Origin of the sequence: Streptomyces violaceusniger Tu 4113 (assembly GCF_000147815.2) — a bacterium.
Taxonomy (GTDB): domain Bacteria; phylum Actinomycetota; class Actinomycetes; order Streptomycetales; family Streptomycetaceae; genus Streptomyces; species Streptomyces violaceusniger_A.
In genome coordinates this window covers 143,182-164,355 of record NC_015951.1, presented here as the reverse complement: position 1 = coordinate 164,355, position 21,174 = coordinate 143,182, and the positions used below count along the sequence as shown (strand labels likewise).

Sequence of the window (21,174 nt, the reverse complement as noted above, 5' to 3'; positions counted from 1 at the left end):
CGAGATCAGCCACTCAAGCTCTTGATCTCGACGGTCAGGTCGTGAATCCGGTCGGCGATCTCCCGCCGCTCGGCGCGAGACAAGCTCGGCCCGATCAGCTTTCGACGGGCGGCCGCCAGCCGGTCCTGGGCGCGCTCGAGCGGTGTACGGGGATCACGCGGTATCGGCGTGGTGGTGGGGCTGGGTGCGCTCATGAGAACCCTCTCGGGGTGGGTGAATGGCGTGGACGGGGTACCCGGCGTCCAAGGCCGCGCCCGTCGCCGTGTCGGCGGCGAGCAGCAGGGCGAGGGCGGCCGGAGTCCGCACGCCTTGCGCGGCGATGACGTGTGCGGCAGCCGCCTGCGTGGCCCGCGCTATGTCGCTAATGGTCAATAGGGATGCGGTAGGTAAGGCGCTGCCCTCGCTCCCGGAGAAGGAGCGAGGGCAGCGCAGTTGTGTTCAGGAGATGTCCGGGAGTTCGGGCGGTGCCGAGCAGCCGAGCGTTGACCGCTTCACATCTGGTTGCCGACGTGACGGCAGCCTGGACAGTGTGAGCAGACAGCATCGGATATCCCTACTTATCGGCTGCCGCCCGCTGTGTTTCCGTGGACCTGGCCATGCGCCCGCTGGTTCCGGGCCGCCGCCTCGCGGGCCTCCCGCTCCTCCTGAGCCTTGCGGTAGTCCTCCAGGTCCTGCTCAGCCATGGCGAGGACGGCCAGGTATGCGATGGTGTACTTCACAGGTTTGCCTCTCAGCAGTGGTGTGGCCTGTACCGCGGCGCTCAGGGGGCCTAAGCCCTGGGCGCCGCTTCCGACGTGGAGCCGGATCCGGCTCCCCTGGCCGCACGAGCAGGTCATGCGGCCAGGGGAGCGGGCGGGCCCACGGTGATCTCGCCCCGGGTGGGTGACCTTCCGTGGGCCCGCAGCCGCTCGTCATGACGCGTCAGCACTGGTGCTTGTTGTGGCTGGCCGGGTAGGCCAGCCACAACAGGATCAGCCGATGGGGCGCTGGCAGCCGCAGACCTGCTGGTCGCCGGGCACTTCGGCCTGGCAGAACCAGCACGTCCAGGACACGACGATCACCAGACGCTCAAGGTTCTTCCTCATCGGACACCGCCCCCGGCCAACACGGTCTCGGACGCCCGCGGATACGGGTCCTTGCACCGGCAGTTGTCCGCGGGCTGCCCGCAGATGCAGCGCTGATCCGCGCCGACGATCAGGCGGCCGCTGGCCAGACCGACGGTGCGCCCCGGCCGACCAGCGGCGATACGAGCGTCAGCCTCACGGACCAGACGGTTGAGGTAGACCCAAAGGCGCGCCTCGGGCTCGTCCTCGTACCCGCGCTGGTCGTCCTCCTCCTCGAAGTCGTCGAGAATGCCGCCTGTCGGGCGGGGAATCGTGCATGCGATGCTGTTGATCACAGGTCCCTCCTACAGGTCCTGTAAAGGCAGCCCTGGAGCTCTGACCCTCCAGGGCTGTCGCCGTCTGGCCGCTCGGACGAGCGGCCACGGCCACTGCGCATCCACCACGTGAGCGGGGATGCCCAGGGCCGTGGTCACTGGTACGGGCAGTCAGACGGCCACCGCGACCGGCGCGGCAGGGCGCCGGACTACAGCGGCCGGGGCGGGGACGTCCTCCCGCACTGCGAGTCGCAGCAGCAGGAAACGCCGCAGCACGATGCGGGCCTGGTAGGCGATCCAGCCGGGCACCCCATCGGTGTCGGGGGCGTGACTTCGGCGAGGCTGAGAGAGCGCCTGGGTCCAGGTCTGCTGAGCGAGGTCATCGGCCCGGTGCCAGTCAGTGACCAGGAGGCGGGAGGTGATGTAGCCCAGGAGCGCGTCCTGGTGGTCAATGAGCTCCTGCTCGGCCTTCGAATAGCGGCGGCCGGTGTGCGCGATCGTGGTCATGTCGATCTCCGTAGATGTGAATGATCGACAACGGCCCCGGGACGCAATCCCGGGGCCGTTGTCTTTTGGGAATTTGGGGGCATCTCACCCGATCTGTCGATCAGCGGATCAGCGAGTGCAGAACCGCGAGGGAGACGCCGCTCCCTCCAGCGGCCACGAGCAGCCACTGCCCCGGCCTCCCCGATCACTCGGGATGGCCGGGGCCGTGGGTGTTCGTGCAGGTCGATTCAGCGCGTCGGGCGCTTGGGGTGGAGGGTGGTGAGCGGGACCGGAAGGCCGACCTGCGGGGCGTCGCCAGCGGGACGCTGGGCGCGCTGGGTGTCGGTCTCGCGGACCGCCGGTTCTGTCGACGCCCACTTCATCTCACGCAGCAGCCACAGCGGCCGGTCATCGCCCGGCTCATCCTCTGTCGTCGCCGTCTGCTTCTTTGCGGCGATCTGGCTGACGGCCAGGGCGGGCGCGACCTTCGGCTTCCGCGTGACGCGGTTCGAGCGGCGCCCGTCGGTCTCCGAGACGCCTTCCTCTATATGCCGCCGCCACCGCTCGACCTCTACGTCGATGATCACGCGCCGGTGGCTGCCGTCCGTGCAGAAGGTTGGATCGGCCGTGCCTGCCCTCTCCGTGTGGTGTGGCACCAACCGCGTTCGTCCAGGCCGCCCGTTCGGACGACTGATCGGAACCCAGGTACGGCAGGACGGACACACCAGCGAGACGCAGGCCGGGTCCAGGTCGTACTCGTGCACGGCAATCTGGGAAACACGCAGCGGGGCAAGCTCGTTGCGGCCGCGGGAACGGGTGCGGCGGACACGCTCCTTGGCAGTGCGCTCGGTAACGGCAGCAGACATATGGACTCCTCACGTACGGAGCGGACGGGGTGTATCAATGGCGGGTGCTCTCTCCGCCGCTGCGGGACGCACGGCTAGGCCGGCGTCCCGCAGGACGGACAACGCATCAGCGTTGCGACTTCGCGCAGCAGCCCTTGAGCCGAAGGCCCTGGTCCGGAGGAGTTAGTGGTGCCTCATGGTGCAAAGACTCCGGGGCCACCGAGGTGGCGACTGCTGCGGTGGTGCTGGTAGGGGACCGAGATTCCGGCTCCCTCAGCCGACGCCGCCCCGCAAGGCGGTTCCGGGTGGGGGAGCCGGGCCCGTGAAGGACCCGGCGAGGTCAGGCCGCAGGCGACAAGGAGAGAGAGGGCGCTTCGGCCGTCTCGATGCGCACCGGCCGCACGCTCTCGAGGTCGACAAGGGGAGCGACCGGCGTACCGGACGGCCGCAGGCCGACCGGAACCTCGATTCGGGCCTGCTGCTCATTGATGGCCGCCTCGATCACCCAGTCCGTCATCACCTGCAGGCCCTCCCACCCGGGCAGGCGACGCTGCTGTGCGGCCCACAGCCGCACCTCCTGCGTCACGTCATCGACCTCGTCGACCGGGTCGGCGCTCGCAGCGGCCAGGCACTCAGCGGCGTGCGCAGCAAAGCGGGCGGAGTAGCGGCCGTACAGCCCCGCCATGTCGACTGTGGAGGTGGGGGTGGAGGTGACGTTCATGTGGATCGATTCCCTCTCAGTCGGGGTGGACTGGTTACCGCGATCCCCAGAGCAGGATCGAGAAGGGTGTAGCCGGGGCCTCACCAACCTCGCTATCGAGGCACAGTCAAAACCCTCTTCGCTAGCGACGTCAATAACCTCGCTAGCGATGTACTCTTTCGAGTCAGCAAGGCATAGATCAGAAACGCCGCCCCTGCATGCCGGGCATCGCCGACCCGCCGTAGGATCGCTAGCGAGGTAGGGAGACGTATGCCGGACAAGCCGGGCGCAGAGCGGCCCAAGTACCAGCGGATCGCCGACGACCTGAAGGCGGCGATCGAAGCGGGCGAGTATGAGCCTGGCGACCGCCTGCCAGGCGAGAATGCGCTTGCTCCTCAGTACGGAGTGGCAGTGATGACCGCGAGACAGGCTCTCCGCGTGCTCAAGAACCAAGGCCTGGCGGAATCGAGGAAGGGCGCCGGCGTCTTCGTTCAGGCGTTCCGCCCCATTCGGCGCCGGGGCATCCAGCGCCTCGCCCAGGACCAGTGGGGTACCGGCAGATCCATCTGGGATGCTGACGACGACCGGACACTGAGCGTCGACCAGGTCAGCGTCGAAGAGGTCACCGCACCGCCTCACATCGCAGATGTACTCGGCCTGACGTCGAGCGCTACCGCATGCGCGCGTTCCCGCAGGTACAGCCTGGCCGAGCGACCGGTCATGCTCGCCGTGGCTTACCTGCCGTACGACCTGGTAGCCGGATCCGCCATCACTCGGCCCGATACTGGGCCGGGCGGCATCTACGCCCGGCTGGCTGAGCTTGGACACGCACCAGTGCATTTCCGGGAAGAAATCCGCGGTCGCCTGCCCACCAGCGACGAAGCTGACCGCCTCGGCATGTCTGCCGAACGCCCCGTACTCAAGATCTGCCGAACCGCGTTCAGCACCGACGGTCGGGCCATCGAGATCCAAGAGATGACCCTGGACTCCGCCTCGTACGTACTGGACTACGAATTCGATGCCTAACGCCACGCCGGACACGGATCCCCCCAGGGGAAGCAACGGACTTGTTGCGGATCACCGTGCTCCCGACGCAGCGCTACAGAAAGTGACACCGAGTGGTGACATCCGCGATGTCACCGGCACTTGTCACCTCCGCGCGATCAAGACTGCGTGCAAAACTCGGCCGAGGAAGGGCCAGCAACTGCGCTGCGAGCATCAACCTGTCGGGCGCGCTGCGCCAGGCACTGGGGGTTGGGAGGAACAGTGGTGACTGATGAACGTCCCGACTGGGCACGCCGGATGGCAGAAGAGCGGGCTGCACGTAATTGGAGCCAGCTCGACGCGGTGCGCGCCTTGATGGTCCGTCTCCCTGAAGGCCAGGACATCCTTGAACAGGATCTGCTCCGTCAGTGGAAACGGTGGGAGGCAGGGGGCAGTCAGCCGACGAAATATAAGGCGGCGATCGCGAGCACTTTTAGGACGACGACCGGCGCGTTCTTTCCCGAGCGCGGCCGCCGTGACGGGCGTGCCGAGGTGTTGCAGGTCAGCGGAATGGACACCGTGGACATCATCGCCCGGCTGCGCGCGTCCGATGTCGACGCGGCCCAGGCTGGACGCGCTGCGGATCACGGCGGACCGGCTGTGCTGCGAGTACGCCTACATGCCGGCCGACCAGCTGCTCATGGAGGGCAAGGCGTGGCTGGGCCGCGTCGTAGGCCTCCAGCATCAGCGGGTGAGCCTGGCGCAACACCGAGAGATCATCGCCCTCGCTGGCAAGCTGTCGCTCCTGGTCGGTTGCGTGGAGTATGACTCTGGACGGCCGCGTGATGCTGAGGCCACCCGGCGAGCAGCTCTCATGCTCGGTGCCGAGGCTGGCGAGTCGAGCGTTCAGGGGTGGGCTCACGAGATGCGTGCATGGTTCGCGCTGACCAGGGGCGACTACCGCGGTGTTATCGCAGCCGCCGACGCAGGCATCGCCACCGCGCCCAACGAGAGCGTCGCCGCGCAGCTCTACGCCCAGAAGGCCAAGGCGTGGGCACGGTTGGGGGACCGGCAGCAGACGGAGGTCGCGCTGGACCAGGGGCGGCTCCTCTTGGAGCGACTGCCATATCCCGAGAACATCGAAGATCATTTCGTCGTCGACCCGGCCAAATACGACTTCTACCGGATGGACTCCTACAGGAAGGTCGGCGAGGACCGCCTAGGACTTGTCCGGCCGATCATGTGACTGCCTCGTGTCTGAATCGTTGATGTGGCATGGGGCGGGGTGATCTGACGGATGCGGAGTGGGAACGACTGCGGCCGTTCCTGCCGGTCAGCAATGGACGTTGTGGCAGGTGGCGGGATCATCGACAGGTGATCGACGGGATCCTGCACCGCGTGCGCACCGGGGTGCAGTGGCGTGATCTGCCCGAACGGTTCGGACCGTGGAAGACCGTCTATGAACGCCACCGGCTATGGTCGGCCGACGGCACCTGGGAACGCCTGCTGCAGCAGGTCCAAGCCGCGGCCGACGCCGCGGGCGACATCGACTGGGACCTGGCGGTCGACTCGACCATCGTGCGCGCTCATCAGCACGCGGCCGGTGCTCGCACAGATCCGCCGCCGGCAGCCGCGTCAAAGGGGGCCGAAACAGCAGAACACCAGGACGAGCCTCCGTGGCAGAGCCTGCTCGCCCGGCTGGTGGAGGTGGTGCAGGAGGTGAGGGACTGGGCCGCTCGCGCGGCGGACTCACGAGCAAGCTCCACCTGAGCGCCGACGGCCGCTGCCGCCCGCTGTCCCTGATTGTCACCGGTGGACAGCGGGCGGACTGCACCCAGTTCCAGCCGGTGCTGGAGAAGATCCGCGTTCCACGGCCGGGGCCGGGCAGACCGCGCACAAAGCCCGACAGCCTCGCCGCTGACAAGGCCTACAGCAACGGGCCCTGCCGCGACTACCTGCGACGACGGGGCATCCGGCACATCATCCCGGAGAAGTCCGACAGTCAGGCCGCCCGCCTGCGTAAAGGCTCACGCGGCGGACGGCCACCCGGCTTCGACGAGGAACGGTACAAGAAGCGCAACACGGTCGAGCGGGCGATCAACAGGTTGAAGCAGTCCCGGGCCGTGGCCACTCGCTACGACAAACGCGGCTACGTCTTCCTCGGCACAGCCACCACAGCCGCGCTGGTCATTTGGCTTCGCACATGATCGCCCGGACAAGTCCTAGCGGAGCAGCTCGCACGCGAGGTGATCCGCGCTGGCACCGACTTCGATGGAACCGAGCGTTCGCCCATGCGCATTGCCGAGGCCCGGGTGACATTGGGCGTGGTCGCGGCCCGTGAAGGCGACCTGGACTCAGCGCTCGCGTATGGCGAGCGGGCATTGCGCGGGGATCGGCGCTCTCTCCCCTCGCTGGCGATGGTGTCGTCCGACCTCGACCAAGTGCTCCAGTCTCGCTACGAGCATGCGGCTGAGGCCCAGGAGTTCGTTGCTCACCTGCGCGAGTTGCGGCGATCTCATTGAGGGCCCCCTTTGGCTGGTCACCGGGGGCCGTTCCCCGAACACCCTCCCTGCGTGGATCCCGTCTGGCGGGAACCACAGGTGGAAAGCCGCCCGCCCGGCGGGAAGCGCGAAGGGATTCGACCGATCCCCTTGGATTCCACCCTCAGGATCTGTTCAGATCATGGCCACACCAGCGCTACGAAGGGCTTCTGCGGCTGAGCGGTGCCAAGGCGTTACCGGGGAGGTGCAGCGAACGGATGGATCAGATGCCTCGGTACGTCGATGTCGTGGTCGGTCCCGGCGTCCGTGCTGCGCGGTCGCAGGGCGCGGAGGGCGGCGTGGAGGGTCGGGGAGTCGTCCTTCCTCCATCTCTTGGGTGCAATGAGTTTGAGTCTGGGTGCGTCTTCGGGGGCCAGGACCTGGCTCTTGCAGTCGATGACTGGGATGAGGCCGAGGTTGTGCCCGTAGAGGAGGGCGGGTTTTCGGGCGACGAGGGAGCGCAGTTCGAGGCGGGCGATGGGGCCGAGCAGATTGACGCGGCTTCCGGGTCTTTTCTGTTTGCCAACGACGACGAGCCCGTCGAGGTCGTCGGCTACGGTCTCCCAGTCGTAGGGACGGTCTTCGCTGAAGAGGCTGCCGTAGTGGAGGATCTGGACTCCGTCGGGGAGTTCGTCCGTGATCTGGGCGAGCCAGTTTTCCCACTTCGGATTGTTCCTCGTGCGGGGGGCTGCGCTGATATACACGCGTACCGGGACGCCTGGGGGACGGTCGGCGGCGATCCGGTGCATCGCCGCGGCGAAGCGGCGCTGCTGCGCCGGCTCGGCGAATGTCTCCACGTCGAGGGGGTTGGTTGGCGTCGCGTGCATGATGCTCATCATGCCGGTCTGAGTGTCCGTCTGTTTACCAAGGGCCGAGGTCAGCCAGAGGTGGCGCCACGTCAGGAGGCCCTGGGAGCAAGGCGACACGGGGGAGTACGGGGTGTCGTTACGCGCAGTAGTGGGGGTACTGTGTTTGCGGATAAGATCAATACAGACATGGTTAAGCCCCGCGAGGCTGCACTCCGGGGCACGGCCGCAGACCAAGATCAGGATGGTCTCGACATGCCCCAGGGTACCCGTATCTTCTGCCAGACACACACGGCACCCGCCTCCGTAGCAGCGATGACTCGCGCGTCGCTCCGGTGGCCGGGTGCCGTTGCTGTTTTTCCGCGCCGGTCCGGGCGCGGGCACATCTCTCCCCTGGAGGTCGAGACGGCGTAGTCGCGAGGCGGCGCCCGCACTGCGGGCCTTGAGCCGCCGGGACGCTCTGCCAACCAGGTGATTAGCGGTCACCTCAGCCGAGCGCCCCACATTCCACCGGGTGGGCTTAGCAGGCCCTCCCGAAGGAGTCGTCCGATCGGTTAGCGGCCGGTCGAACGGTTCGAACCTTGGTTCTTTCCCAGGAACCACGAAGACCACGAGGGGCTTCGTCATGCCCTCACACAAGGAGAGGAGCAGCTCTCATTTTGCATGACCGTTCTGGCTTTCGCCAGCCCAGATACGTCCGTTTCATCCATGTTTGCACGTCTACGAAGTCCCGTCTGGCCGGATATCACAGTCCGATTCACCCAGCATGTCCCGCTCGGCGAGAAGATCAATGCTCGTTCGGTGTCACACCGCGGCGGATCTCGACACCTGTTGCAGGTGTGACGTCCTCTGCGCCGCTCGCCGGTCTGCTCGCGCCCGCGGCCGTTCTCTGCACCGTTGCCCCCAGCCGCCGGTGCAACTGGGGCCGATCTCTGTCCACAGGCGATCCGTTCGAGGCTCGCCGCATGATCTTTAACGCGTTTCTGTTGCCGTCTGCCCGTGCTGTCGTTCGGGCGGCCCGGTGAGTGCCGTGGCGGCCGAGGCCGCCGTGAGGACGTGGGTGCCTGGGCAGAGTCGGCGTCGGTTGCGGTCCGTGCCGAAACAAGCCGGCCCGGCGGTGGAGCTGGAGCTGGGCAACCCGCTCCAGCTGTCGAAGACGATGCGCGCCCGACTGCTCGCGGCGGTGCGCATGTTGGTGTCAGACCCGGCACTGGAGGGTGCTGGTGACCCAGCGCGGCTGGCGTCGGTAGTACTGATGGCGAAGGCGCGGGTCGCTGCGGACTACAGCACGGAGATCCGTGCGGGGGAGTTGGGCCGGTGGCTGGGGCTGAAGGTGTCGCGGGTGGCGCATACGGTGCTGCCGCGGCTGCGGGAGTGCGGCGTGCTCGGCTCGCTCGCGACGACTAACGCGGCCGGATGGACGACGGGCTTGGAGTGCTGGGTGGTCCCGATGTACCGGGCACAGCACGCCGGAGACCGGCGGCACGTTCTGGCGTTGTCGCGGGTGGAACTGGCGGTGCTGCTGAAGCTGATCGAGGTCCTGTTCGGGCCGGGGTGGACGCACAAGGAGAAGGAGCCGACACCTCCGGGGCTGCTCGCGGACCGTACGGGTCGCGGAGCGGCAACGGACCGTCTCGGGCTGCTGCTGATGGTGCTGTCCTCGAACTCGCGTGGCTGGCTGCAGCTATGCCCCGGCAGCGTGGACACGTCCCGTGGGCGTCCGGCGGCGACGGCGGGGCGGCTGCTGGGGTGCTCGCCGGCGGCCGGGGCGAAGGTGCTGGCGCGGCTCCAGGAGCGGGGCGTGCTGGCGGTGGAGCGTCGTGAGACGGCGTCCGGGTTGAACGCGCGCAGCCGGGTGCGGCTGCTCCCGGTCGCTCAGGCTCACGGGCTGCGCATCGGGGAGGCCAGCAAGGCCGTCACCTCGGTGTTTTCAGACCTCGCCTGTGCTGCATCCGGAGATCATGAGGCTTCCGGTAGCCCTGTGGTCCCTGCGATTACGGGGGCGGAGGGCTCCGGGCAGCGGCAGGAGGGCGGTGTTGCAGCCCTCGCCGGTGCTGCTCACCTCCACGCTTCTCACGCTCCTGTGGTTACTCCTGTCTCTCCAGTTGAGCTCTCTGGTGGCTGTTCCGGCGAAGGCCGTGGGGGTGAAGGCCGTCGGCCGGAGCGCGCGGGCGCGCGCGAGGGCGAGCTTCCCCGTCCGGGCGATGGCCTACTGCGGGACGGTGGTGGGCAGAGCGCGCTCCGCGCGGAACAACCAAACCGCCCACTTTTGTCTTCTTTCACTTCTTTGGGGGCATTGTCCGGTCAGGTTCCGCAGGTAGCGGGCATCTTGTCGGCCGTCATCCCGTCGCCGAGCGGCTTTCAGCGAGAGGCCCTGACGCGGCTGGTGCGCGGACTGCTCGCCGACGGCGAGACCGACGCGATCATCGCGACTCGGCTGGAACAGCGGCTCCGACCGCTGGCCACGGGAGATCCGAACAGGCCCTACGCATTCCGCCGGGACGCGCTGTCCTGGGCATTGAGCGTCGGCCTGCCCTACACGCCTGGCGGCATGACGCTGGTGCCGTGTGCCCATCGCGGCTGCGCGAACCTGACCCGCGGCCGGGCGACGGACCGTGTCCGCTGCGACGCATGCGAGCTCGATGCCATGCAGACCGAGCAGGCCCGCCGGGCTCTCGAAGCCGTCCTCGCGGCCCCGCTGCCGCAACCAGCCGACCCGCCACCGAACGCACCGGCACCAGACGGTGATGCGCCGGCGGCCGGCCGCCCAACGCACGCAGATGACTTGTCAGCCGGCGAGGACCCGGAACTGCCCGGGCCGGTACGGGAGCAGCTGCTCGCTCTCGCGGCCATCGCCCCGCAGGATCTCCCGGCCGCACGGGCTGCCGCCCACGCGGCTTACCGGCCAGCCCAGGAGGCCGAATCCGCGCAACAGCACGCCCGCCGGGTATCCGCCGCAACGGCCACCTGGTGCGCCATCACCACCCGCTACGCTGACCGACTCGCCTCCGCCCACGATGCCGGGAGCGCCGCATGATCCTGCACCGCAACACCGACCGCCCCACCATCCGGTGCGACCAGTGCCCTGGCCGGCCCATCCTTGCCACTCACCGCGAGGACACCGACACCCGCAGGTGCGTGCGGTGCCAGGGCGAGCACCGCTGGCTGTCGCAACCGCATCCGGAAGATCACCTGTGCGCGGTCTGCCGGCGCGAGTGCCCGGAGTGTCAGGCGGCCACGGACCAGGAAGGCAGGCTCTGCCGTGGCTGCCGGGACCGGTGCCGTACCTGCTCCGCCCCCCTCCCTGCCCGCCCGGCCTCCGCTGAGACCACCACCCGTGTCGAAGCCGAGCAGCGCAAGGACAAGCACGACCGCTGGGCGCGGACCTACTACCCCCGCGCCTGGGATCAGTGCGCAGCCTGCCAGCGCACGGCCTCCACGGCCGATCCGGTCCGTGCCGTCCTGGCCGCACTTCCGGACAAGCTGCTCCGTGCGTGCGGGGGTGGCGTGCCGCCCGCCGTTCTGCAGACCATCCGGGACGAGTTGCTCCGCCAGCCCGCCGCGCGGCTCACCGCACGGATCGAGCGGCGCTGGTGGACCACCTGGGCCAGCCGGCCCCTTGAACGCAAAACCGACGAAGACGACGGGTACCGGCCCGATGACGTCGCCGTGTGGCTGCTGGCCCCCACCCCGTGCGCCGGTCGGTGCGAAGACGGCTGGCTCCCTGCCCCACCTGACCGGCCGGCCGACGACGACCTGCCGTGCAGCGTCTGCCGCGGTGGGTGGCTCCTGCCCGGCCGCGGGCCCGACCCCCACAACAAGGATGACGACCGGCCCGGCGACGACCAGGCGCAGACTGCGTCCACGGCGGCCAACCGCACCCCGGCCCAAGCGGTCGCCTACCGGCCGCCGCACAGTGAATGCGAAGGCCGGGGCGGCACCTGCGGCCTCCCCGTCGCCGACCCCTACAAGCAGTGCCCCACCTGCCTGGGCTGGCCCCGCTGCACCTGCGGCCACCGCTACGACCCCACCATCGGCGACGCCTGTGCGACCTGCCGGTGAGCAGGGGAGAGGCGACTGGTGCACGACGGGACGGCGATCCGGTCGACGGGGCCGTTCGGGACGCGGCAGACTCGGGGCCAGATGGAAGGGGCCACTCGATGAGCGCACAGCCAATTCACCCGCACGAGCCGGACCGGGTGCCGCGGAACGCCGAGGGCATCGCGGCCGCGCTCGAGGGCGAGCGGCGGATGGAGTTCTACCGCGAGCTCCTGGCGGCCGCGCCGGAGGACGCCGAGGCGGTGCTGCGGCGCTGGTGGTGCGAGGCGATGCTCGACACCGACCCGTCCGTCGGCCGGTTCACCGAGGCCGCGCTGAACGGCACCCTGCCCACAAATAGCGTCGCGGCGGCCATCGCGCGCCGCCGGGCAGCCGGGCTGCCCGTTGAGTGAGTCGTACGGCCAGGAGCCGGAAGGCTGGCCGTGTGAACTGTCCGAAGAGGTCGACGCGCTGCTGGCCGACTTATCCCTGCCGGGTGAGGTCTTCGGGGCGATCATCGCGGCGACGGTTCAGATCAACGAGACCCGGGGCATGGTGCCGGGCAGCACCGCCTCGGCGAAGTGGCCGCAGCAGCGGCGGATGCCGCTCGGCCGGGATGGAGTACTCGGCGTGGCCGAGTACGTGATCGTTGCTGACGCCGACCCGCCGCACATCGTCCTCACCCGCGTCCAGGTGTACTGACCGTCCCTGACGGCCGAGGGGTCTGACGAGCCCCGCTCTCGCCGGGGCCTCTTGCTGGTCGCTCCATGGCCAGCGCGGGCAGAACGAAGGCGCGCCGGGCGTACACGACCGAGCAGAACCGCTGCTGGTTCGGCGTGATGGACCGGTTCCGGTCCCTGCCCATGGCACGGTGGGCGGTGTCCTTCGGGCACACCGGCGCCAGCTCCCTGATCGGTCTGCCACTGCTCGCCGCCATGGTGGGGACGGGCGTGCCCTTGGCGTCTTTTCCCTGGTCACAGTCGTGTTAGCCGGATGTTAGTGGGACGGCGGTGTTGCGGTAGTGGCCCCGGTCAGAGTTGTTGTCGTACCGAGCAGACCACGACATCGACCGCTCTGGGGGACCCGAAATGCGTTCCAACACCACTGCCCGCATCGCCCGCCGTCGCACTCTCCGCGTGGCGGCCGCGGTCCTGACCGCGGCCGCCGCCCTGACCCTGACGGCCTGCAACGGCTCGGACACCGGCGATAAGAAGTCCGCGGGCCAGACCGACACGGCCCCGGCCGGGTCCAGCGGCTCCTCGGGTTCCTCCCACGGTGCGCAGGGTTCCGACGCCAAGGCCAAGGGGGGCTCGGAGGCGGGCGCCGCGGAGAAGCAGTCGGGCGGCGGGCAGGCCGCCACCGAAGGCGGCGGCAGGGCGCACGCGGGCGTCGAGCGCTGCCACACCGAAAACCTGGAAGCCGCCTTCGCCACGGGCCAGGACGCGCTCCCGGTGCCGGAGGACGGCGGGACGACCGCCACCATCGTCCTGATGAACAAGGGCAACTACTCCTGCAAGCTCGGCGGCTTCCCCGGTGTGGACCTGACCTCGATCAACGGCGGCGAGCGCTGGTCCCTGGTCCGCTCCTCGCAGAAGTGGAGCCCCCTGGAGGTGGAGGCCGGCCAGAGCACCGAGTTCACCCTCAACCTCGCCTTCACCAAGGAGGAAGAGGGCTTCTACCAGCCGGCCTGGGTCGAGATCACCCCGCCCAACGAGACCAAGGCCCTCAAGATCGAGTGGCCCTGGGAAACCGACACCCTCGTCGACCAGCGCGGCGCCACCCACCCCGGCACCTTCGTCAACCCCATCGGCTGACCAGCTCACAGCTATGCCATGAGGCCCACTGCCCCGCTGCCCTGGTGTGTGACGCACCAGGGCAGCGGACTTTCCGTTCCACGACCCGCGCTCCCCCATCACGTCAGCCCGCCAGGAGCCGTCCGGGGCGGAGACCTCGTACTCGGTGCTCCAGCCGGCTGCGCGGGCGTGATGGGCGAGGTCGAGCTTGAGCAGGTGGTGAGCCATCCCCTCGCCCGCAGTCTTTGTGGCGCAGTGCGGGGCGTTGTTGGCGTGCCGCAGGAACCACAGGTCGTAGGTGCCGTGGGTCTTGTGGACCAGGTGCAGCCGCCAGTCGCACTCGTAGCAGGTCAGCGGTGCGGGCGGCTTGACCTTGTAGATGCTCTCCCGGTCCTGGCCGCAGCCGAGATCAGCCTGGGTGACGTCGATGCGGCCCCAGTCGCCGTGTACGCAGACGAAGACCATCGCCTCAGTGCCTGTGTTCAAAGTCCTGACTGGTGTTCGCCTAGCTCAGAAGCCGAACGTGTCTGAGGACTTCCGCGACTCGCGCCGCCGGCTCTCGTTGGGAGGGAGACGGACGAGCGGTGAGGTGGAGGGCTGGGATGGACGCGGAGGAGCGGCCCTCAGGGGCTCGCCAACCTAATTGCGAAGCTCTGATCAGGGGAAACGCATCGCGTCACCAGCACGTTGACCACGCTGAACGACTCCGATTTTCAAGATCCCCGACAGCGTCAGGCACTCAGCCGTCCCCGGCGCCCTGGTGGGGCACGGACGTGTCGGCGGGCCGGAACTTGGCCAGGCACAGCCCGCACAACAGCGGCCCCTGTTCGAAGAAGAAGGGGGTGACCTGCTGGCGGCGGGGCGGGGTGCACTCGCAGACGATCAGGAAGCGGGCACCGGATCGGCCGCCGCGCGGCGGGGCCACGGCCTCGACGGTGGCTTCGAGTTGGACGGCGGCCGCGGCGTCCAGGGCAGCGATTACCTTGGCCCACTTCGCGGCCTCGGCGTCGGACAGCGGGCAGCGGCCCATGCCGACGACGCGGGCGGCCCGTGCGGGCGGGGTGAGGCCGACTTCCCGGGCGAGGCGCCCGTACCGCTTGTTGTGCCAGCGCCGGTCACCGCCGCTGACGTCGGTGATGCCCCGGTCCAGGGCGAGGCCATGCGCGGCGTGATGCAGCAGCCCCTCCATCATCGGACGTCCGCCGAGTCCCAAGGTGCCGGAGGACACTTGGAGCTCCATGGTCAGGCGGCCGTCGCGGATGAAGCGGCGGCCGGTGCGCAGCGCCGTGCACTTGGTGGGGTCCTGCGCGCCGGCGGTGGGCGGGGTGGTGACGGAGATGTCCGGGACGCCGTCATAGCGGCGGCGGATCTCCTTCCACGCGGTCTCCACGGCGCTGATGATGACCGCACCGTGGACGACGGGAGCGGTCGCGGGCCGGGCTGGCTCCTTGGGCTGGGAGGTCTCGGCGAAGAGGGCTAAGTCGGTCACGACATGCTGCCTTCGAGTTGGGCGGGGATACGCGAGCCCCGCAGTTCCTTCAGGTCGGGGATGTGGTTGTAGAGGGTGCCGACGGACACGCCCAGCAGGCGGGCGACGGTCACGACGAGGGAGTCGCCGGGCTGGAGGAAGGCGTGGCACTCCTTCAGCTCCGGGCGCAGGTCGTTCTTGCCGGACTTCCTGTCCGAGAAGATGCGCCGACACTTGCCAGGGTGAGCGCGTCAAGCTGCCGGTCGAGCTTCTGGCCGTCGGTGGACACCCGCGCGTTAGCTCTGCGGTTTGAGCGTGTCTCGTGAGGGTGAAGTTCTGTCCCTCGTACGAGTGTTAGCTCTTGCTCTGTCTCGTGCCTCACTCCAGGTTCGTTCCGTGATCCTGCACTACTTCAGTTCCGCCGGGTGGGAAGAGTGGGGCCTGTACGAGCGGCCCGTCATCCGGGAGACCATGCCCGTCCTCATCGACGAGGACCTCTGCTTCGAGGACGCTGCGGTGCCTCGGCCGACGGTGGTGATGAACCTGTGGCTCCGGGAGTTACCGGTGAGCGGGGCGCCGTCGCCGAAGTCGTGGCGTACGTACGCCCAGGCGCTCAAGGGCTGGGTGGAGTTTCTCGGCGCCCGCCGGATCCCGGTCTTCGCTGATCGGCAGCGGCTTCGGGATGCGTTGTCGATGTACGCCGAGTACCGGCTGTCCGGGCCGCTGGAGGTGCGGCTGAGCTCGGCGAGTTGGAATCTGGCGGTCAAGACGCTGTCGTCCTTCTACCGGTGGGCGGCGGCCGAGGGGTACGCGCCGACGGTCCCGTTCTCCTACGTGCGCCAGTCGATGACCCGCCCGGACGGTGCGCGGGTGGAGGTCACCAGGAACCTGGCGACGGTGCGTTCGGGCAACGCGCACGCGACGCGGAAGTACCTGGAGAGGCCGTACGCTGAGCTGCTGATGCAGGCCCTGGCGGGCAACGACCCGGCGGGTGAGCGGGATGTCTCGTTCCGGGGGCGGGAGACCGGTCGCAACGCGGCCGTGATCGGCCTGGCGCTGTCCAGCGGGCTGCGGTCGCAGGAGTTCACGCATCTGACGGTCTACGAGCTGCCGCCGCTGCCGCGCCGCCGCACGGCGGTGCCGGTGCCGCTGGTGCTCGCTCCGCCGACGGCGAAGGGCAGGAAGGGCCGGTCGACGTGGATCGGTTACGAGGACCTGGCCCGGGTCCACGACTACATCGGCTGGGAGCGGGCCGCGGCGGCGGAGGGCTCGCGCTGGCAGCCCTGTGATCCGCTGTTCGTCGAGGCCCCGACTCACGACGGCGCGCTGATCAACGGAATGCGACGCCGCTGGCACACCCTCACCCCGGCCGAGCGGCTGCGGCTGGTGGCACCCGGCGGAGGCAGCGCCCTGCTGGCAGTGCAGTCCGGCGGGAAGCCATTCGTCGACTGGGCGACCGTTCTGCGCCGGACCGCGCTACGGATCCGGGACCGCTTTGAGTCGTCCTTCCCACATGTCCATCCCCATGTCACCAGGCACACCTTCGCGATGGCCACGCTGGAGCGGCTGGTACGCGGCTACTACCAGCAGGCCGCCCAGCTCGTCGTGGACACGGGCGGCGACGACGCCCTGGCGCTCTATCTGACCAAGGCCGATCCCCTGCTGGTGCTGCGTGATTTGTTAGGACATACCAGTGCCGCCACTACTCAGGCGTATCTGCATCTGCTCGACATCCAGCGGATCTACCGGGACGCCTACGCGACCGCCGGAGGCGCGTTGACCGTGGATGCCGACGCGGTCGCCGAGTTCGAGGGCGAGGTCTGATGCCAGCCGAGATCCAGCACCCCCTGGCGGTGCTGTTCACGCTGCCGGACGGCGTCATCCACCACGGTGTCCTGCACGATCTGCCGAACCAGCAGCTTGCCACGGACCTGGCCGTGGGACTGGTTGCGGCCACGCATCCGCACGGGCCGATCCGCACCCGCTCGGTGGCCCGGCAGTACATGACGACGATGCGCCGGATGGCGCGCGACCTCGATGCCTGGGGTGTCACGGGCGGTCTTGCCGATCTGACCCCGGGCACTCTGGTCCAGTACTGGCTGACCTGCGACTACCACCGCGAACGGCGCATCCGCGTGGTGCTGGACGCCTTCCAGGAGACAGCCGGAGGACTGGACCCGGGTATCTGCCGTCACCTGGCCGGGCGGCGGATCAACAAGGTGCAGAAGAGCCGGCCCAACCAGCCCTACAGCGACGGTGAATGGCGGCGGCTGGAAGCCTCCTGCACCGAACAGATCGCGGCGGCCCGCCGCGCACACCGTCAGGCGCAGGAGGCAGCCGGCCGGGGTGCCGATCCGTCCGTCCACGGCGTCACCTTCGACAACCTCGCCTGGCTCTGGCTCCACGCGGGCCCCGCGGAGGCGAGAAAGGCCATCGAGCGGTTCGGCACGATGGGCGCCGGTGTTGACCGGGCTCAGCTCGCAGCGGTCGAAGCCGCGCTGTTCCCGGCCTCGGAGACGGCGTTCGCCTACCTCACGCTGTTTGCGATGCGCACGGGCATCGTCCCTGACGGCATCGACGCCCTGCGACTCGACAACATCACCCGGACCTCGGCGAACACCGTCCTGCTCTCCTACCGCAAGGGCCGCACCGGGGACGAGGCGCTCAACCTGCCCCGTGATGCCGTGCGGCTGCTGGACCGCTGGCTGGAGCACTCAGCCCAACTACGTGAGCACGCCGGGGATTTGGCTGATCGTGTATGGATCTATGTGGGCCGCGACGGACTCGGAAGAGGGCAGGGCAGGATCTTCGACCGCCCCCGCGGCCAGCGCCAGCGCCGGGCCTGGATGGAGTCCTCGGGCGTGCTCGGCGACGACGGGCAGTCCCTTCCGGTGCACGGCGGCCGGGTCAGGGCCACCTACCACCACCGGCGCGACCGCACGGCCTGGACCGGCCGCACGACGATCGACCCCAACCACAGCGCCCGCGTCGAGGGAGATCACTACCTCAGCTCTCACACCCCGGCCCAGCTGGACGCGCTTGAGGGCGTCATCGAGCAGGCCCAGGGCGATGTGCGGCGCAAGGCCGGCCCGCCGGTCGTGATCAGCGGTGAGGACGCTGCCGCGTTCGCCGCGGGCTTCCCTCGCCTGGTCGAGGAAGCCGGTCTGGACGCGGCGGCCATCCAGGCTCTGCTCTCCGGTGAGCAGGACATGTTCGTCGCCGCGTGCGCCAGCCCGCTCAACGGCCCGCGCGCCCCGGCGGGAACCCTGTGTCCGGCCCGGCCCTGGGTGTGTCTGCTGTGTCCGCTCGCCGCGTTCGCGACCCGTCACCTGCCCAATCTGCTCAGGCTCAAGGCGTACTTCTCCCGGCAGGCCCAGCAGATGACCACCACGCAGTTCCTGCGGATCTTCGGGCCATACACGGCCCGCCTGGACGAGGACATCCTGCCCCGCTTCGGCCCGGCCGCCATCGAGGCCGTCACCCGGCAGAGCACCGAGACCGCCGCCTTCTTGCCGCTGCACCTGGAGGAACAGCCCCAGTGACGACCGCCCATGCCTCTTCCCCGGCCCTGGCCGGGCGGCGCCCCTTCCACGGTCTCCCGGTCATCGAGACCGCCGGCCTGCGGCGTGAGCCCGGCAGCCCGCGGCCCGTATTCGACCAGGATGTCTGGGACCTGACCGGCCTCGCCGACGCCCCGGTGGTGATGAGCGCACACCGCAAGATCCTGGACTTCACCGCCATCATCAACCCCCGCTGGCGGCAGGTTGCCCGCGAGTACCTGATGGCGCGGATGGCCCCGCTCCATCCGGACGTGGCCGTCTTGCCGCAGGCGTTCCGCACCCCACTGAACCCGAACTCCCTCTGGTCCGAACTCAAGCACCTGGCCCTGTGGTTCAACCACCTCACCGCGGTTGGCATCACCTCGCTGTCGCAGGTCCGCCAGCATCACTGCGACGTCTATCTCGCGGCTGCCTCGCGCAGTGCCACCGACCCTGACCGGCTGCTGTCACCCGCGACCACGGTGGCGATGGTCCGCATTCCACAGTTCCTCGTCCTCTATACAGAGATCCTCAGCGATTGCTACCAGCCGGGCTTCACCCCGTGGCCGGGCCGCAGCGCGGACGAGGTCACGGGATATGTACGCAGTGACGAGAACCGGGTGCCGCCGGTCCCGGACACCCTGTTGCGGCCTCTACTGGCGAACTGTCTGTACTTGCTGGAGACGATCGGCCCGCTGCTGGTGGCCGAGGCGGCCGTGGCCCGCGCTGCCGACCAACGTGAGGCCGCCTCGCGGCGCGGCCTGCTGGTCACTGAGGTCGATGGCTTGCGCGAGGTCATCGAGCGACGGCGAGAGACCGGGCTTGCCGCTGCACGGGCCGCTGACGCGACCGTCACTCAGCGCTTGAAGCGCGGATGGGACGCGGGCGACCCGCTCCTGCACATGTCGTGGCATCCGCTCGTCGTTCAGGCGGCGGGAGCCATGGGACACCGCAGGGACCTGGAGAGACTCCGTCCCGAACTGGAACGGTGGGTAAGTGAGTGCGGCCTTCAGCAGCCCTGGTGCCGCGATGCAGCCCTGGTGTCCCGCCCCGATGACGGCACCCCGGTGCCCTGGGCCCTGCCGATGGCCCGGCACCAACTGGACGTCACGGTCCATGCCGTCACCTCTGCCGCCTACTTCCTCACCTCGGCGCTTTCCGGGATGCGTTCCTCGGAACTGGCGGAACTGACGAGCAACTGCCGCCAGCAGGAACAGCGGCCCGGCGGCGGCACCCGCTACCGCTTGGTCTCCCGCCGCATCAAGGGCGAGGTATTCGGCGGGACCGAGGACGCGTGGGTAGTCACCGAAGACGTGCACCTGGCCATCGCCACCGCCGAAGCCCTCACAGGCGCCGCCCCGGGTGAGCGGCTGTTCGCCAAGGCATCCAACAACAGCAACAGCCGCTATACCGCCCTGCGCGCATGGGTGAACGGCGAGTACGGACAGCGGCTCGGCCTGGAGCCCATCCCCGACGGCCCGGTCAATCCCCGAGCTCTGCGGCGCACGCTCGCGATGGCCATCGCCCAGCGCCCGCACGGCCTTATGGCCGTGAAACTGCACCTCAAGCATGCCAGCGTCGCCACAGCCGAGGGCTATGCCGCCCGCCCCGGCGGACACCAGGCCGCCTTCGCCGCCGAAGTCGCCGCCGAGGAAGAAGCCGAACACCTGCGGTTGACCGTCGCCGCCTACGAGGACTACCAGCGCGGCATCCTGCCCAGCGGCCAAGGCGCCCGCGACCTCATTGGCGCCTTCAGGGCCGTCGACCAAGTCCTGGGGCGGCACGACGCCGGGCCGGTCACCGTCATCGACGACCGGCGCGTCGAGCGAGTCCTCAAAGCGAAGGCGAAGACCCTGCACCTCGGTGTCGGCAACTACTGCTGGTTCTCCGATCCGGGCAAGGCATTGTGCCTGAAAATCGCCGGCACCCCGGACGCAGCCGAGCCGCTGATGGGGATGTGCGACTCGGCCCGCTGCCCGCAGGCCACCCACCACCCCCAGCACCGGCAGATCTGGGCCGAACACGCCGACAGCACTCGGGCCGTGTTTCTCGGCAACCCCAGACTCTCCAAGCCCGAACGGGCCCGAGCCCAGGCCGCCTTCGACCGTGCCACTCGCATCGTCGCCGATATCGACGCTGCCGGCCACCCTGACGAGGAGCCGCGCTCATGATGCACAACCCCCAAGCGGAACCCGAGGCCAGGATTCAGAACGCGATGCGGCAACTTCTCGCCGGGCCCGTTCCCGACGGGCTGAAGTGCGACGTCAAGAGCTTGTGCACCCTCGCAGGAGTACCGCGAGCGACGCTCTACCGCACCTACCCACACCTCAAGGCCGAGTTCGACCGTCAGCGCCAAGCCGCCCAGGAAGCCGGACAGCAGCCCGACCCACGCCTGGCTCAGATCGAACGTCTCAAGGCCGAGGTTGCCACTCTGCGCGAGCGCCTCAGCAGGAAGAACACTGAGCTAGACGCTCTGAAGGAGTTCCAGGCCACAGCCCTGTCCCGCCTCGCAGCCCAGCACGAAGAGATCACCACGCTTCGACGACAGCTTGACGCCACCCCGGTGGCGTCAGTCCGCACACTTCCTCGATAGCGTG

Annotated in this window: 24 protein-coding genes; 14 read left to right on the top strand and 10 right to left on the bottom strand. The window is 69.1% G+C overall.

What is annotated here, in order from left to right; genetic code table 11:
• Positions 1-5: 5 nt before the first annotated feature.
• From STRVI_RS49685 to STRVI_RS44360, 6 genes are all read right to left on the bottom strand, one after another.
• Entirely contained in the window at positions 6-194 is a 189-nt protein-coding gene (locus STRVI_RS49685; RefSeq protein ID WP_014043586.1) for a hypothetical protein, read from the bottom strand.
• Between the two features lie 363 nt (positions 195-557).
• On the bottom strand, positions 558-719 hold the full coding sequence (locus STRVI_RS53250; protein ID WP_167543320.1) for a hypothetical protein: 162 nt from the start codon (positions 717-719) through the stop codon (positions 558-560).
• Positions 720-1,081: 362 nt separating this feature from the next.
• Positions 1,082-1,399: a hypothetical protein gene (locus STRVI_RS44375; RefSeq protein WP_014043583.1), complete on the bottom strand. Its 318-nt coding sequence runs from the start codon at positions 1,397-1,399 to the stop codon at positions 1,082-1,084.
• A gap of 150 nt (positions 1,400-1,549) precedes the next feature.
• Positions 1,550-1,885, bottom strand: coding sequence for a hypothetical protein (locus STRVI_RS44370; RefSeq protein WP_014043582.1), 336 nt, complete (start codon positions 1,883-1,885; stop codon positions 1,550-1,552).
• A 227-nt stretch (positions 1,886-2,112) separates the two neighbouring features.
• The gene (locus STRVI_RS55420; protein ID WP_251983022.1) at positions 2,113-2,451 is read right to left on the bottom strand and encodes a hypothetical protein; all 339 of its coding nucleotides are present in this window, start codon (positions 2,449-2,451) and stop codon (positions 2,113-2,115) included.
• 598 nt (positions 2,452-3,049) lie between these two features.
• Positions 3,050-3,430, bottom strand: coding sequence for a hypothetical protein (locus STRVI_RS44360; protein ID WP_014043580.1), 381 nt, complete (start codon positions 3,428-3,430; stop codon positions 3,050-3,052).
• Between the two features lie 249 nt (positions 3,431-3,679).
• On the opposite strand from STRVI_RS44360, the gene STRVI_RS44355 reads away from it, so the two are divergent.
• Positions 3,680-4,435, top strand: coding sequence for a GntR family transcriptional regulator (locus STRVI_RS44355; protein ID WP_014043579.1), 756 nt, complete (start codon positions 3,680-3,682; stop codon positions 4,433-4,435).
• A gap of 413 nt (positions 4,436-4,848) precedes the next feature.
• Here STRVI_RS44355 and STRVI_RS55840 read toward each other — a convergent pair whose 3' ends face one another.
• The gene (locus tag STRVI_RS55840; protein ID WP_286012095.1) at positions 4,849-4,971 is read right to left on the bottom strand and encodes a hypothetical protein; all 123 of its coding nucleotides are present in this window, start codon (positions 4,969-4,971) and stop codon (positions 4,849-4,851) included.
• Positions 4,972-5,003: 32 nt separating this feature from the next.
• Here STRVI_RS55840 and STRVI_RS44350 point away from each other — a divergent pair, with 32 nt between their 5' ends.
• From STRVI_RS44350 to STRVI_RS44335, 3 genes are all read left to right on the top strand, one after another.
• Positions 5,004-5,639 (top strand): hypothetical protein, encoded by a 636-nt coding sequence (locus STRVI_RS44350; protein ID WP_050994185.1) that lies wholly within the window; start codon positions 5,004-5,006, stop codon positions 5,637-5,639.
• A gap of 29 nt (positions 5,640-5,668) precedes the next feature.
• Positions 5,669-6,600 (top strand): IS5 family transposase gene (locus tag STRVI_RS49675; protein WP_435532578.1). Its coding sequence is split into 2 segments (ribosomal slippage): positions 5,669-6,046 and positions 6,049-6,600, totalling 930 coding nucleotides; the frame shifts between segments, so codons are not numbered across the junction.
• An 84-nt stretch (positions 6,601-6,684) separates the two neighbouring features.
• Positions 6,685-6,915, top strand: a complete 231-nt coding sequence (locus STRVI_RS44335) for a hypothetical protein (protein ID WP_050994182.1) — start codon at positions 6,685-6,687, stop codon at positions 6,913-6,915.
• A gap of 212 nt (positions 6,916-7,127) precedes the next feature.
• Here the strand turns inward: STRVI_RS44335 and STRVI_RS44330 are convergent, their stop codons facing one another.
• The gene (locus STRVI_RS44330) at positions 7,128-7,760 is read right to left on the bottom strand and encodes a hypothetical protein (protein WP_150112976.1); all 633 of its coding nucleotides are present in this window, start codon (positions 7,758-7,760) and stop codon (positions 7,128-7,130) included.
• A gap of 1,072 nt (positions 7,761-8,832) precedes the next feature.
• On the opposite strand from STRVI_RS44330, the gene STRVI_RS53900 reads away from it, so the two are divergent.
• From STRVI_RS53900 to STRVI_RS44300, 6 genes are all read left to right on the top strand, one after another.
• Complete coding sequence (locus tag STRVI_RS53900; protein ID WP_208949311.1) at positions 8,833-10,776, top strand: hypothetical protein; 1,944 nt, start codon at positions 8,833-8,835, stop codon at positions 10,774-10,776.
• Positions 10,773-11,801 (top strand): hypothetical protein, encoded by a 1,029-nt coding sequence (locus STRVI_RS44320; RefSeq protein WP_014043575.1) that lies wholly within the window; start codon positions 10,773-10,775, stop codon positions 11,799-11,801. The genes STRVI_RS53900 and STRVI_RS44320 overlap by 4 nt, the downstream gene beginning before the upstream one ends.
• A gap of 98 nt (positions 11,802-11,899) precedes the next feature.
• Positions 11,900-12,190, top strand: a complete 291-nt coding sequence (locus STRVI_RS46905) for a hypothetical protein (protein WP_014043574.1) — start codon at positions 11,900-11,902, stop codon at positions 12,188-12,190.
• Complete coding sequence (locus tag STRVI_RS44310) at positions 12,183-12,479, top strand: hypothetical protein (RefSeq protein WP_014043573.1); 297 nt, start codon at positions 12,183-12,185, stop codon at positions 12,477-12,479. Before STRVI_RS46905 ends, STRVI_RS44310 begins: the two co-directional genes overlap by 8 nt.
• Positions 12,480-12,544: 65 nt before the next feature.
• Positions 12,545-12,766 carry a hypothetical protein gene (locus STRVI_RS53895; protein WP_043242292.1) on the top strand — a complete coding sequence of 74 codons (222 nt, stop codon included), beginning with the start codon at positions 12,545-12,547 and terminating at the stop codon, positions 12,764-12,766.
• Positions 12,767-12,865: 99 nt separating this feature from the next.
• A complete protein-coding gene (locus tag STRVI_RS44300) occupies positions 12,866-13,591 on the top strand; it encodes a DUF4232 domain-containing protein (protein WP_014043572.1) in 726 nt (241 codons plus the stop codon).
• A gap of 718 nt (positions 13,592-14,309) precedes the next feature.
• Here STRVI_RS44300 and STRVI_RS44295 read toward each other — a convergent pair.
• Together STRVI_RS44295 and STRVI_RS55415 are read right to left on the bottom strand one after the other, a co-directional pair.
• Positions 14,310-15,059 (bottom strand): hypothetical protein, encoded by a 750-nt coding sequence (locus STRVI_RS44295; RefSeq protein WP_014043571.1) that lies wholly within the window; start codon positions 15,057-15,059, stop codon positions 14,310-14,312.
• Positions 15,056-15,217, bottom strand: coding sequence for a hypothetical protein (locus STRVI_RS55415; RefSeq protein ID WP_251983044.1), 162 nt, complete (start codon positions 15,215-15,217; stop codon positions 15,056-15,058). Before STRVI_RS55415 ends, STRVI_RS44295 begins: the two co-directional genes overlap by 4 nt.
• A 217-nt stretch (positions 15,218-15,434) precedes the next feature.
• On the opposite strand from STRVI_RS55415, the gene STRVI_RS44290 reads away from it, so the two are divergent.
• Genes STRVI_RS44290 through STRVI_RS44275 form a run of 4 tightly spaced genes read left to right on the top strand, consistent with a single transcriptional unit; the run spans position 15,435 to position 21,170 of the window.
• Positions 15,435-16,862 (top strand): tyrosine-type recombinase/integrase, encoded by a 1,428-nt coding sequence (locus STRVI_RS44290; RefSeq protein WP_014043570.1) that lies wholly within the window; start codon positions 15,435-15,437, stop codon positions 16,860-16,862.
• Positions 16,862-18,580 (top strand): hypothetical protein, encoded by a 1,719-nt coding sequence (locus STRVI_RS44285; RefSeq protein ID WP_014043569.1) that lies wholly within the window; start codon positions 16,862-16,864, stop codon positions 18,578-18,580. Before STRVI_RS44290 ends, STRVI_RS44285 begins: the two co-directional genes overlap by 1 nt.
• Complete coding sequence (locus tag STRVI_RS44280; protein WP_014043568.1) at positions 18,577-20,748, top strand: integrase; 2,172 nt, start codon at positions 18,577-18,579, stop codon at positions 20,746-20,748. The genes STRVI_RS44285 and STRVI_RS44280 overlap by 4 nt, the downstream gene beginning before the upstream one ends.
• On the top strand, positions 20,745-21,170 hold the full coding sequence (locus STRVI_RS44275) for a hypothetical protein (protein WP_014043567.1): 426 nt from the start codon (positions 20,745-20,747) through the stop codon (positions 21,168-21,170). The genes STRVI_RS44280 and STRVI_RS44275 overlap by 4 nt, the downstream gene beginning before the upstream one ends.
• Positions 21,171-21,174: the final 4 nt, after the last annotated feature.

What these genes read in the sequence shown, in the direction of transcription:
- STRVI_RS44300 (WP_014043572.1), top strand. Translation starts at nt 12,866, where the DNA reads ATGCGTTCCAACACCACTGCCCGCATCGCCCGCCGTCGCACTCTCCGC.
- STRVI_RS44335 (WP_050994182.1), top strand. Translation starts at nt 6,685, where the DNA reads ATGCGCATTGCCGAGGCCCGGGTGACATTGGGCGTGGTCGCGGCCCGT.
- STRVI_RS44320 (WP_014043575.1), top strand. Translation starts at nt 10,773, where the DNA reads ATGATCCTGCACCGCAACACCGACCGCCCCACCATCCGGTGCGACCAG.
- STRVI_RS44330 (WP_150112976.1), bottom strand. Translation starts at nt 7,760, where the DNA reads ATGCACGCGACGCCAACCAACCCCCTCGACGTGGAGACATTCGCCGAG.
- STRVI_RS44285 (WP_014043569.1), top strand. Translation starts at nt 16,862, where the DNA reads ATGCCAGCCGAGATCCAGCACCCCCTGGCGGTGCTGTTCACGCTGCCG.
- STRVI_RS53895 (WP_043242292.1), top strand. Translation starts at nt 12,545, where the DNA reads ATGGCCAGCGCGGGCAGAACGAAGGCGCGCCGGGCGTACACGACCGAG.
- STRVI_RS44370 (WP_014043582.1), bottom strand. Translation starts at nt 1,885, where the DNA reads ATGACCACGATCGCGCACACCGGCCGCCGCTATTCGAAGGCCGAGCAG.
- STRVI_RS44275 (WP_014043567.1), top strand. Translation starts at nt 20,745, where the DNA reads ATGATGCACAACCCCCAAGCGGAACCCGAGGCCAGGATTCAGAACGCG.
- STRVI_RS44350 (WP_050994185.1), top strand. Translation starts at nt 5,004, where the DNA reads ATGTCGACGCGGCCCAGGCTGGACGCGCTGCGGATCACGGCGGACCGG.
- STRVI_RS44360 (WP_014043580.1), bottom strand. Translation starts at nt 3,430, where the DNA reads ATGAACGTCACCTCCACCCCCACCTCCACAGTCGACATGGCGGGGCTG.
- STRVI_RS46905 (WP_014043574.1), top strand. Translation starts at nt 11,900, where the DNA reads ATGAGCGCACAGCCAATTCACCCGCACGAGCCGGACCGGGTGCCGCGG.
- STRVI_RS49685 (WP_014043586.1), bottom strand. Translation starts at nt 194, where the DNA reads ATGAGCGCACCCAGCCCCACCACCACGCCGATACCGCGTGATCCCCGT.
- STRVI_RS44355 (WP_014043579.1), top strand. Translation starts at nt 3,680, where the DNA reads ATGCCGGACAAGCCGGGCGCAGAGCGGCCCAAGTACCAGCGGATCGCC.